Annotated in this window: 12 protein-coding genes; 6 read left to right on the top strand and 6 right to left on the bottom strand. The window is 57.0% G+C overall.

Translation table 11 applies throughout. The features are described 5' to 3' along the window. Window positions 1-94: 94 nt before the first annotated feature. Entirely contained in the window at window positions 95-946 is an 852-nt protein-coding gene (locus K8V32_RS03130; RefSeq protein WP_303902740.1) for a class E sortase, read from the bottom strand. A 97-nt stretch (window positions 947-1043) separates the two neighbouring features. Between K8V32_RS03130 and K8V32_RS03125 the strand changes: the two genes are divergently transcribed. Beyond that, entirely contained in the window at window positions 1044-1313 is a 270-nt protein-coding gene (locus tag K8V32_RS03125; RefSeq protein ID WP_303902736.1) for a cell division protein CrgA, read from the top strand. Between the two features lie 172 nt (window positions 1314-1485). Here K8V32_RS03125 and K8V32_RS03120 read toward each other — a convergent pair whose 3' ends face one another. Both K8V32_RS03120 and K8V32_RS03115 read right to left on the bottom strand, forming a co-directional pair. After that, window positions 1486-2307: a rhomboid family intramembrane serine protease gene (locus K8V32_RS03120; RefSeq protein WP_303902733.1), complete on the bottom strand. Its 822-nt coding sequence runs from the start codon at window positions 2305-2307 to the stop codon at window positions 1486-1488. A 165-nt stretch (window positions 2308-2472) separates the two neighbouring features. After that, a complete protein-coding gene (locus tag K8V32_RS03115) occupies window positions 2473-3003 on the bottom strand; it encodes a peptidylprolyl isomerase (protein WP_303902731.1) in 531 nt (176 codons plus the stop codon). A 169-nt stretch (window positions 3004-3172) separates the two neighbouring features. Between K8V32_RS03115 and K8V32_RS03110 the strand changes: the two genes are divergently transcribed. Further along, window positions 3173-3730 carry a hypothetical protein gene (locus tag K8V32_RS03110; protein ID WP_303902728.1) on the top strand — a complete coding sequence of 186 codons (558 nt, stop codon included), beginning with the start codon at window positions 3173-3175 and terminating at the stop codon, window positions 3728-3730. 63 nt (window positions 3731-3793) lie between these two features. Here K8V32_RS03110 and K8V32_RS03105 read toward each other — a convergent pair whose 3' ends face one another. Next, window positions 3794-3988 carry a helix-turn-helix domain-containing protein gene (locus K8V32_RS03105; RefSeq protein ID WP_303902725.1) on the bottom strand — a complete coding sequence of 65 codons (195 nt, stop codon included), beginning with the start codon at window positions 3986-3988 and terminating at the stop codon, window positions 3794-3796. Window positions 3989-4364: 376 nt separating this feature from the next. Between K8V32_RS03105 and K8V32_RS03100 the strand changes: the two genes are divergently transcribed. After that, window positions 4365-5249, top strand: coding sequence for a patatin-like phospholipase family protein (locus K8V32_RS03100; protein WP_303902722.1), 885 nt, complete (start codon window positions 4365-4367; stop codon window positions 5247-5249). Here the strand turns inward: K8V32_RS03100 and K8V32_RS03095 are convergent. Beyond that, complete coding sequence (locus K8V32_RS03095) at window positions 5246-6403, bottom strand: FUSC family protein (RefSeq protein ID WP_303902719.1); 1158 nt, start codon at window positions 6401-6403, stop codon at window positions 5246-5248. The two genes, K8V32_RS03100 and K8V32_RS03095, sit on opposite strands and share 4 nt — an antisense overlap. Before the next feature lie 168 nt (window positions 6404-6571). On the opposite strand from K8V32_RS03095, the gene K8V32_RS03090 reads away from it, so the two are divergent. Further along, window positions 6572-7504, top strand: a complete 933-nt coding sequence (locus tag K8V32_RS03090; protein ID WP_303902716.1) for a 3-methyladenine DNA glycosylase — start codon at window positions 6572-6574, stop codon at window positions 7502-7504. Window positions 7505-7508: 4 nt separating this feature from the next. On the opposite strand, the gene K8V32_RS03085 is transcribed toward K8V32_RS03090, so the two are convergent. Next, on the bottom strand, window positions 7509-7691 hold the full coding sequence (locus tag K8V32_RS03085) for a hypothetical protein (protein WP_303902712.1): 183 nt from the start codon (window positions 7689-7691) through the stop codon (window positions 7509-7511). 202 nt (window positions 7692-7893) lie between these two features. On the opposite strand from K8V32_RS03085, the gene K8V32_RS03080 reads away from it, so the two are divergent. Both K8V32_RS03080 and K8V32_RS03075 read left to right on the top strand, forming a co-directional pair. Then, window positions 7894-8025: a hypothetical protein gene (locus tag K8V32_RS03080; RefSeq protein ID WP_303902708.1), complete on the top strand. Its 132-nt coding sequence runs from the start codon at window positions 7894-7896 to the stop codon at window positions 8023-8025. A gap of 437 nt (window positions 8026-8462) precedes the next feature. Further along, window positions 8463-9166: P-loop NTPase family protein (locus K8V32_RS03075; protein ID WP_524536677.1), on the top strand; the 704-nt coding region annotated here is incomplete at its 3' end.

Below are 9166 nucleotides of genomic sequence, written 5' to 3'. Positions count from 1 at the left end.
AGGACCACCACAACCACCGCCAGCAGTGCTAACACGAGGATCCAACGGAACCAGGTTGGTCCGGGCAGCAGGTGAAAAAACCAGGCGTACATGACTAGGCCTCCTCGCTCAGGCCGTGGTGAATAACGGCGTCATTATGTTCTGGGGTGTGGATACCAGCTTGGGGTTCGGGCTCAAAATCTGCGACGTTGACGGCGTCGGCGATCTCAGCCGGTGGTCCCTCGGCCAGCGGAACAAACTCCACCTGCTCGGCGTGGGTGATCATGCGTTCCAGTACGGTGTAGGGCGGGTGACAGGTGGTCAAGGTCAGCCATTGCCCATCGGCCGGGCCGCCAGGATCCAGCGGATTGGGGTCTAAGACTTCTACCGCCGAGGGTTGAACGATGTGGACCTTGCGTGTTTCATAGACCCACCATCCGTTGGCGGTTTGTAAGTACAGGCGGTCGCCTTCTTGCAACTGGTCCATATCCCAGAGCACCGCACCGTAGGTTTGGCGGTGCCCAGCCAGCGCGAGGTTGCCTTCTTCACCGGGTGCCGGCGAGTTTTCGTAACGGCCCAACACGGCAGAGTCGATTTCCGTGCCGGTACCCTCCAGCACCGGGACCGAATAGTCCGGTCCGAAGCGTGGTACATATAGCAGCCCCCAGGCCTCCCCCGGCACGCCGGGCACCGCGGGGTCCGCGCCATTACCATCAAAGCCGGTGTAATGTTCCGAAAACGATTCAGAAATCGTCTCACGGTGGGCTTGGGCATCGCGGTTGGCCCCGAGATTGGTCCAATACAGCTCCCACACCACAAATAACAAGACGAAGATGCCTGCGGTGATAAGCAGTTCGCCGACGACGCCCAGAAAAGTTGGGCGCGGTGGGCGTTTGCGGCGTTTTCGACGGGTGGACTGACGGTGCGCCTGACGGCGCGTGAGCGGTTGCACACCGAGATCTGACATCCAGTTGATCCTTCGGGTCAAGATACACTGCGGGACGTGATGTAGCCACGTAGAATACTGTCGTTAGTATACGCTCCCCTGTTGAATAGGAATCCCATTGGCATCATCCAAGAAGCCCCGCAAGCCCCGCAACCAGCAATCCGAATTGGATGCCGCGCTCATGGCGGTCGATAACCAGCCCGAGCCACTGCCCGTCTGGTACAAGTCCATCATGTTTGGCTTATTGATCCTCGGGCTGGTGTGGATCATGGTGTTTTATCTGGTGCCGGGCGGTCAGTGGCCAATCCCCGGTATTGGCGGGTGGAATATCGTCGTCGGTTTCGGCTTGGCCATGGTTGGTTTCGTCATGATGACCCGTTGGCGGTAGTTTTCCACCGCTATCCCCAAATTACACACATGTAATTCTCCACATTGTGCATAAAACTGTGGATAACTCGATGGCTTGGCTGAGTATGCCGAGGTTATCCACAATTTATGTGGATAACCTGTGGAGATCGTGTGGGAAAACTGTGGTTAACTTCTGACTTGTCCACAGCAGACTAACTGCCAAGCAGCGCCTGCGTGTCGATCAGCAACGCCCCGATAAACGTCAGTGCCACCAGCACGACGGCGACGAGCGCCAGGCCGAGCCAGGTCAGTCGGCTTGTGCGTTTACGCACTGCTGGGGTGGCACCGGCTGCAAGTTTCTTATCTGCCAAGACCACTGGTGTGGAAGCGGCCAGTCCGGTGAGGAAACCGCCCAAGTGTCCCTGCCAGGAAATACCCGAGAAGATAAACGAGAAGGCGAAGTTGATGATGATCAAAATGGTGATGCTGCGGGTATCGGCACCCAGGCGTCGTCCAATCATCCACAGGGCGGCGAACAGACCATAGACCGCCCCGGAGGCTCCTACAACCGCCGAGTTGGGTTCGGCCAAGAATAAGACGGCCACCGACCCACCAAAAGCCGACAGCACATAGATGGCCACAAATTTTGCGGCACCCAAAAATTGTTCAATTTGACGACCGATCAGCCACAGCACAGCCATATTCAACAACAAGTGCAGCGGTGAGCCCATCGAATGCACCAGGGCCGAGGTCAGCATGCGCCAGGGTTGGAATAATTGCTGGCCGGTGACTTGAGAAAATTCGACGGCTGCCACCGAAGTGTGCAGCGGCGAGTACATCAGCAGGTTCGACACATCCGGGAAACCCGGGATAAGTTGGCCTACCCACTGCAGACCGTAGACCACCACGGTCAGCCCGATGATGATGTAGGTGGCCAGCGGGATCGCATTGCCCTGCCGGTCGGTAAACCGTGGGGCGCGCTGCTCGCGCGGAATTGAGCGCTGGTGTTGCCTTACGCAGTCAACGCACAGCACGCCAACGGGTGAGGGCCGCTGGCAGTCGGTACACACCGGACGGTCACAGCGTTGGCATCGTACATATGTCACCCGGTCCGGGTGCCTAGGACACGTGGGCTGACCTGCCGAGGAGTCGTGGTAGGCACCATAGCTTGGACCGGATGACATAGCCGAGGGTATTCCTTAGAGTTTAGTGATTTCGATGGTCTCGATGATTACATCGTTGACCGGGCGATCCTGTGGACCGGTTGGGACATTATTCAGTTCGTCAACAATCTTCTGGGAGTCGGCGTCGGTGACTTCACCGAAGATAGTGTGGCGGTTCTGCAACCACGGGGTTGCTACCGAGGTGATAAAGAACTGGGACCCGTTGGTACCCGGACCAGCATTTGCCATGGCCAGTTTATATGGTTCGTTGAAGTCCAGTTCTGGGTGGAATTCATCTTCGAACTGGTAGCCCGGTCCGCCGATGCCACGGCCCAGTGGGTCTCCGCCCTGGATCATGAAGTCTGAGATGATGCGGTGGAAAATGGTGTCGTCATACAGTGGGACACCGGATTTGGCTTCACCGGAGGCTGGGTCGGTCCAGTCTTTGGTACCGGTGGCCAGACCAACGAAGTTTTCAACGGTCTTCGGCGCGTGGTTGCCGAACAGTTCGACGACGACGTCGCCGCGGTTGGTTTTGATGACAGCTTTATGTGTAGCAATACTCATGAGCGCTATTCTTCCATCATTGACGGCGTTGACCCAGTCTTGAGTCAGCGCGAGTTTCAAATGCTACGCGCGCAGCCTAAAGAAATGGGTGTTATCGGCGTCAGATCGTGGCAACCGAGGCTTTGAGCGCGTAACCTAGGGGTAGTCAATCCCTATTATGGAGGTAATTATGTTGGGACGTTCTAAGTCCAAAGCACCAACGCTGGGAGATACCGTCTCTGAAGCCGCAGAGAACGTGCGCGACTGGGCAGAACATGTCTGGCAGGATTCAGCTGATCGCGCCGCACCGGTGGTTGATGCCGCATCGAAAGCGCTTTCCGATGCCGCTCATAAAGTCGGTGACGCCGCTTCAACCTTCCAACACAAAGTCCAAGACGACTATCTTCCTGCCGCTGCGGGTCAGCTGGCACCGGTTGCCGCCGGAAGCGCCAAGGCCATCAAGGACACGGAACTTCCAGAATTCGTCAACGACGCCATTACCCGAGTCACCGGTGACAAGAAATCTGGTCGTCGTCTACAAAAAGCCGCACAGCAGTGGGCGAAAGACGCCGAAAAGCAGTTGAAAAAACAGGCTAAGAAAAAGCAGAAGAAGAAATCCGGTCGCGGCCTGTTGGTACTTGGTATCACCGTTGCCGCCGCTGGCGCAGCCTACGCCGTATGGCGTTTGTCCCAGCCGGTCGAGGATCCGTGGACCACTCCGACTCCTCAGCCACTGAGTAATAACTAGCTGATAAGAAAATCCTGGTTTGTGTTCGTGCACAAACCAGGATTTTTTATGCTCAAAAGGAGATTATTCTTCCTCATCTTCGACGGTTGCGGCACCACCGGTACGCACCCATTCGTCGACTTCGGAGGCCTTGAACTTCCACAGACGGCCGATCTTGTGCGCCGGCATGGAACGGTCATTGATCCACCCGTAAATCGTGTGCTTGGTAACTCCAAGGTGTTCAGCAATATCGTCGGCGGACATCCAGGCTTCAATCATCGTGGCTCCTTAAAATAAAGGGTGATCGGTCTTAACTCTCATCCTAACTCAGCAAACCCTGTGAGCCTAGACTTTTCCGCATACGCGAACCGGTCACACCTGGAGAATTCGCTAACTTGTTCAATTGAACACACAAATAACTCATCTCAACACGCTAGACTCTACATAAGATCCGCCAAACAGCCCGGCATGGAGCGGATGGGTACACCCTCGGTGGCAGCCAAACCTGAAATGTTTTCACCTCTCCCAACGGACTGTGGAATTATGTGCTGCCAGCTACGCCGTCCAACGTTCTGTGATGGTTAGCATGCGGTATTGGACTGCAGCGTGTTATCAACCATTTCAACCGGTATCACCGGTGTCCTAAGCTGAAATAATGGCACACTCCACTTTGTTGCAGCAGACCGCCCTGCTTTTTGAAGGCGGCGGCATGCGCGCATCCTACACGTCTGGGATGGTCGTCGCGCTACTGGAAGAGGATATCCATGCGCCCTTTGTGGCAGGCATCTCTGCCGGGGCGTCCAATACCGCGAACTATTTGTCCTGCGACGGCCCACGAGCCCGTACCTCGTTTACGGATTTCGCCGCCGATCCGAACTTTGGTGACTGGCGGACCTTTGTGCGCGGCAAGGGCCTATTTCACGCGGAGTATATTTACGAACGCGCCGGACTTCCCGGCATGCCCCTGGAATATAACTGGCAAGCGTTTCAGCAGAACCCCGCTGACTTTCGGATCGGCGGTTTTGATATCGAATCCGGTGACACCGTGTGGTGGGGGCGCGAGCACACGCGTGAGCTACCCGATCTGATGCGTCGAGTGCGGGCGTCGTCAACCATGCCAATTGTGATGCCGCCGGTAGCAATTCATGGAAGAACGTATGTCGACGGCGCGCTGGGCACCGATGGCGGGGTACCCATCACGGTGACTGAAGATTTAGGATACGAGCGGTTTTTGATTGTGTTGACTCGCGAGCGCCAATACCGCAAGGAGCCCGAGAAATTTCCTGCGTTTTATCGCACCTATTTTCGGAAGTATCCGGCCGTAGCCGATGCGCTGTTGACCCGCTGGTGGCGGTACAACCAAACCCGAGACAAACTCTTTGAGCTGGAGCGCGCGGGCAAAGCCTACCTTTTTATCCCCGATGTCATGCCGGTGGCCAACGGTGAGCGAAATGTTGCCAAACTCAATGCGGCCCACCGGCTCGGTTTGGAACAGGCCCGCCGCGAGATGCCAGCAATCAAAGAGTTTTTGGGACTCTAGCCGGCTGCGGCGTCGTCACTGGATGCCCGCGGTTCAGGGGGTGCGTTAACATCCGAGAATATGTGGATGATGTGGCGCAAACTGGCCAGCATGGCACCGTAGATGGGCCATTGGACATGTGGCAGATCCTGTGTCTGTGACATCTTGGTGACCAATGTATCGAGGTTGTCCTGCAGGGCAGCGACATCGCCATCCGGATCGGCGATGGCCTCCCCCAGGTCGCAGGCGATGCGCACCCAGCCTTTGCGGAATTGTTCGTCCCAGGAGCCCACCGCCCAGGTGGCTTGACGCATGGTGCGTGTCATATTGCGCAGGTGTGAAATACCTTCAGCAATATTATTCAGGACGTGTTCGTAGTCGACGTCGTCGTCGGTTTGGGCTGTGCGGTGCAGCAGGTGGCGCGGATTTTTGCGGCGGGACTCGCGGGCGAATTTGACCATTTGCCAGGCCGAATTCAATTCGTCGCTCATCGATTGGGCTTCTGCCAACCACGCATCAGCTCGGTCTGTGTCCCAGGATTCGGAAAACTCTTGGGACATGTCCGCCAACACCGCACCCATGCGCTGGTTGATGCTGTCCACATAACGGTTTGCTTGATGATCGCGCAGGGGCGGTAACACCAGCACGTTGACCAGGATGCCGATGGCCACGCCCAACAGTAATTCGATGAAGCGGTCGGCAAACATTGGGTCGTCGGCGGTGAAAATGAAGATTGCAGTGGTGGCAATGGCGACGCCTTCATCGCGGATCCAGGACAACCGGGCGCCCATCAGCCCGATGAACAGTGCCAGGGCGAAGGTAAAGATGTTGACACCCAGCACGTTCATGATGACAAATGCCAGGCCCATGCCGACTGCCGAGGAGACCGCCGTTTGGGCGCCGCGCGAAAGTGACCGATGCACGGTGGCATGGACGGTAAGCAACGCCGTCCACGGGGCCATAAAGGCGACCTCGGTACCCAGCACACCTACGGAAATGGCCCAGGCACTGGTACCGGCGATCACAGCTTTGGTGGCCAGCAGTAGGTCGGCGGTGGTTTCTGGGCTTTTGAGTCGCCGCCAAACACGGGCGCTCAGCGGTTGGCGGTCTTCGGTAAGGTACTCGGTTGTTGCTGAGGAGGCGTCGTCGGAGTGTTGGGATTGCTCAGCTGACATGCAGTTCCTTCCTGTTTACTCGACGCGGTGTATGCCGCATTTCGGCGTGTGAGGCACGGGGTGAAAAACTCTTGTCGATTCTTTGCCGGTGGACTACGTTGCGTGGCATGACGAGCGGTTTGTAGCCAGTTTTGGCGTCCCCGGGGCTGAGGCTTCTACACTAGAGGCGTGGAACCGACTGATATGAATGTAACCGTTGTTCTTTCTCCCGAGCAATGGCAGCCCCTGGCGCATGACCACAAACAACGCATCGGCTCATATACAGATCCGCTAATCCAGTTGCACAAACAAGGTGTTCGGCACCCCGTCTATGATTTTTTGTTCTCGTACTATTATCTTTCAGCCGGGGCACTCAAACGCTGGCATCCAGGAGCAGGCTACATCATTGCCAACCCAGGCGCCGATAGGCCTGCCCCGCAGGCGGGCACCAAGTTTTACCGCGAGGTCACCGCCGATGCTGCGGCCGGGTTACCGCACGGCGGATGGACGGTCGATGTGACCGAATTTGGCCGCCGGCAGGCCAACATATTGGATTTCGTGGAGCAATTATTATCCGCCACCGTGTCACGCGATGCCAAATTGAGCTGTTTTGGTTTGCACGAATGGGCCATGGCATATCGTTCAGATGTGCACGGTCTCCGGCATGCGTCGGTGCCGTTGAGATTGGGCGCGCAAGGTACCGACGACGTCGTAGAATCCCACAAGATTTCGTGTTCACATTTTGATGCGTTTCGGTTCTATGCGCCTGAGGCGCGGGAAATGAATCATCTGCAACCCACTCGCGACACGATGATCGAATTCGAACAACCCGGGTGTCTGCACGCCAATATGGACCTGTATAAGTGGGCTTCGAAACTCTTGCCGGCAATCAGTTCGTCGCTGCTGGCCGATTGTTTCGAATTGGCCTGGGATATTCGCGTCGTCGATATGCAAGCTTCTCCCTATGACCTGACGGGGTGGGGATTTGAGCCGATCCGCATTGAAACCCCGGAAGGCAAAGCCGCCTATGTGCAGACTCAACGCGGGTTTGTTGAACGCTCACAGGTGCTACGTGGGCGTTTGGTGTCCACTATTGCGCAGCTCCGCGCAGCTGCGGCCTGAGCTGTTATACCAGTTGGGCAATGCCGTTCACCACGGACAGTGCTGCCCCAGTCGTTGCCAGCACGACGACGATGCCAAACACCACTTGGTCGTTGGTTCGGCCTAAGGCGCGCTGGCCGCCCCACATGCCCACTGCGATACCCATCGCGACAAAGGACGCGACCGGCCAACGGGGAAAGGATACCAAAACTCGTCATTGCCGGTCCCCGGAGGCCCGCAATAAGGCTGGAGGAGTCACCCCCGGGTGGCGTCAACGAGATATCGTCCGGACCGCTGGTATGACGGTCAGCGTCCAAGACCGTCGGGTCGTCGATTGCTTTTCCGGCATACTGCAGTTGGGCGCAACAGTGCCCGAGTAATTGCTCCGGTGTGTACTCAATTGCTAGGACATGGTCACCATCAAAACGGCAACGGTTGACGCGACATTCGTCGACGGCGGAGTTCTTCCTGGGACCACACCGGAGCTGGGAATCAAGGTCGATGAGGAGATACTGGGAGAACCAGTTGCCACCTGGGATTAACGGCGTGTGTAATCGACATCCTGGGGCATGAGGCTCCTCAGACTGCTGCCGCCTTTTGTCTGGTGAGTAAGCTGCAGCGTCTTGCGTCAAACGTTCCCAGGCCCGGTCGGTATGACATAGGAAGTGTCGAGGCTGTCACACTACACGGCACGAGGACGCCGTCCGTGACACCCAGCCTGATCTGTTGAGATCAGGCTGGGTCGTTTCCCGGTGTGTTAACGAAGTTACCGATTACCATCCCAAAGAGCCGTGCAATGTAACGATCAGCAAATATCGTGGCTTCCAGTGCGTACGTGACGGTGGCGGCTATCTTTACGTCGCGAACCGTATGACATCGAAGGACCTGGCTGGCCCGGTTATAGCCCGTGGCAAGATCAGTGCGATAAATTTTGAGCCGACCCTGGTACCGGATTGGTCTAGCAGCATATGCTGGAGCAATGCAGTCTCACCTGACACATCCGGCCGATCATTCAGACACCATCCGGGTGGTTGGTGCCCGTCAGAATAACCTCAATAACGTGACCGTAGAGATCCCCAAGCGCCGACTGACGGTGTGCACCGGGGTTTCCGGCTCGGGCAAATCCTCGCTAATTTTTGGAACCATTGCCGCCGAGTCGCAGCGGTTAGTCAATGAAACCTACTCGACATTTATCCAGGGGTTCATGCCCCAAACCACCCGGCCCAATGTGGACCAACTGGCCGGGTTGACCACCGCGATTGCTATTGATCAGGAATCACTGCCCGCTAATCCGCGCTCCACGGTTGGGACTGTCACGGATGCGTTGGCACTGTTGCGGATACTGTATTCGCGGGTGGGCACCCCGCACATTGGCGGGCCGCAGGCATTTGCGTTTAATGTGGCATCAGTGCAGGCCTCGGGCCGGATCACCGTGACCAAGGGCGATAAACCAACCTCCGTGCACCGGGAATTTAGTATGACCGGTGGCATGTGCCCCACGTGCCAGGGCCGCGGGGAGGTCACCGACTTTGTGCTGTCTGAACTCTATGATGCTAAGAAATCCCTGGAGGACGGCGCCCTGAACGTCCCGGGCTATTCCATGGAGGGTTGGTACGGTCGATTATTCCGTGCCGCCGGGCTGCCCATGGCCAAACGGATCGCCGACTATAGTGCCGAGGAACT

The organism is Enteractinococcus helveticum (genome assembly GCF_020742345.1).
GTDB lineage: Bacteria > Actinomycetota > Actinomycetes > Actinomycetales > Micrococcaceae > Yaniella > Yaniella helvetica_A.
This window is presented reverse-complemented; position numbering and strand designations above follow the sequence as displayed.